Origin of the sequence: Phocaeicola sp. RTP21198st1_B8_RTP21198_201120 (assembly GCF_040929485.1) — a bacterium.
GTDB classification, from domain to species: Bacteria; Bacteroidota; Bacteroidia; order Bacteroidales; family Bacteroidaceae; genus Phocaeicola; species Phocaeicola dorei.
Window position 1 is genome coordinate 1 of sequence record NZ_JBCOCI010000333.1, and the last position, 1465, is coordinate 1465.

Genomic DNA, 1465 nt, shown 5'->3' on the forward strand with positions numbered 1-1465 from the left:
GTCATATGATTCATATGAAAATTGATGAGTGTTTCCCATTTAGCAGCTATTGTGGTAGAATTACTACGAAAACGTATCGCCATTCCGGCAGAGTTACGGCTTAAATTCCATAATGGAGCACGAGAAATATTCTTTAATGAATCCGGAAACCTTTCATATCGTGCCCCAGCACTCTCTGTCGCCCTTCCTAATAGTGGAAAATTCGATGCATTGTGGTATACTAATTGAGCATGTATATGAAACACTAAAGAAAGTACAATAAAAATACAAAATTCTCTTTTCATATTCAAGCATTATAATTTCAGACCCTTCAAAAATAAATATATGTTATGTTAAAAGCAACAATACACTATGAACAAAAAAACTCCTAGATCTGTATCCGGTCTTTTATTGTTTTATTTATTCAATAATGCATAAGCACACCATATTATCGGTGCCTGTCCATGATAATCACCGGCGATGCGGGGACGATCCATATAATATTGTTTACTGTTTTTCTTTCCGGTTCCAACACAAACCTCAGTAAGATCATTCTTGTCATTAATATAATTACATAAGCCAAGCCATGCACGACGTGCCACTGGAGCATATTCCTCTTTATTCAACCAGCCGTTATTAACCCCCACAATCATGGCATAAGCAAACATTGCCGAACCAGATGTCTCTGTCCAAAAGTCCGGTTCGGTAATCAGCTGATTCCAAAGACCGTCCTTGTTCACGTATTTTTTCAAGTTATCCATCATCAACAAGTAACCTTTCATGATACGTGCACGATTAGGATCCTTTTCCGGTAAGTTATAAAGTAACTCCGTCATACCGACAGCCATCCAACCATCACCACGTCCCCAATAATAAGGCACATCCGGTGCATGATAGAAAAGACCGTTGGGATGTTGCAATTCGTCCAAATACAGAACCATTTCTTTGGCAGCCCTATTGATGTACTTAGGATCACCTGTAGCTTTATAAGCCTCAGATTGCACAATAGTAATCATATACATATCATCAATCCAAAGACGAGTTTGCCAGGAGTATCCCTTTTTATCCCATTTACGCTCCTCTTCGTTTGCATTGGCAGGAAGTTGCCATTGAGTGTCAGCATAGGGCAGTCCTAGATCCAAATAACGTTTATCTTTCGTTATATTATAAAACCTCAGAGGTAAGCAACCAAACATATTTTGGTCTACGTGAATCGGCGGAGGTAGAAGTTCTTTTTCCAGATGAAACAATAATTCGAAACGATTTCTCAACAGCTTTATCAGATCTTTATTATTTGTCAATTCTGCAAAACGAAGAGCTCCGTACCATGTACACACCTCTGCATAATGTATTCCTCTATCAAAATACAGTTGGTGTTTAGTTTCCATCAAACGTCTGCTCAATTTATTTCCAACCGTTTTTGGATCTGCCTTCACAGGAAAATCTCCAAAATAATTTTGAGCAGAAATCACATTTGAGCTCAAAA

The 1465-nt window shown here is 38.2% G+C and carries 2 protein-coding genes; both read right to left on the bottom strand.

What is annotated here, in order from left to right:
• The coding region (locus AB5935_RS25990; RefSeq protein WP_368327873.1) for an SGNH/GDSL hydrolase N-terminal domain-containing protein at window positions 1-284 on the bottom strand (284 nt) is incomplete at its 3' end.
• A 111-nt stretch (window positions 285-395) separates the two neighbouring features.
• On the bottom strand, window positions 396-1463 hold the full coding sequence (locus AB5935_RS25995) for a glycoside hydrolase family 105 protein (protein ID WP_368327874.1): 1068 nt from the start codon (window positions 1461-1463) through the stop codon (window positions 396-398).
• Between the last annotated feature and the right edge of the window lie 2 nt (window positions 1464-1465).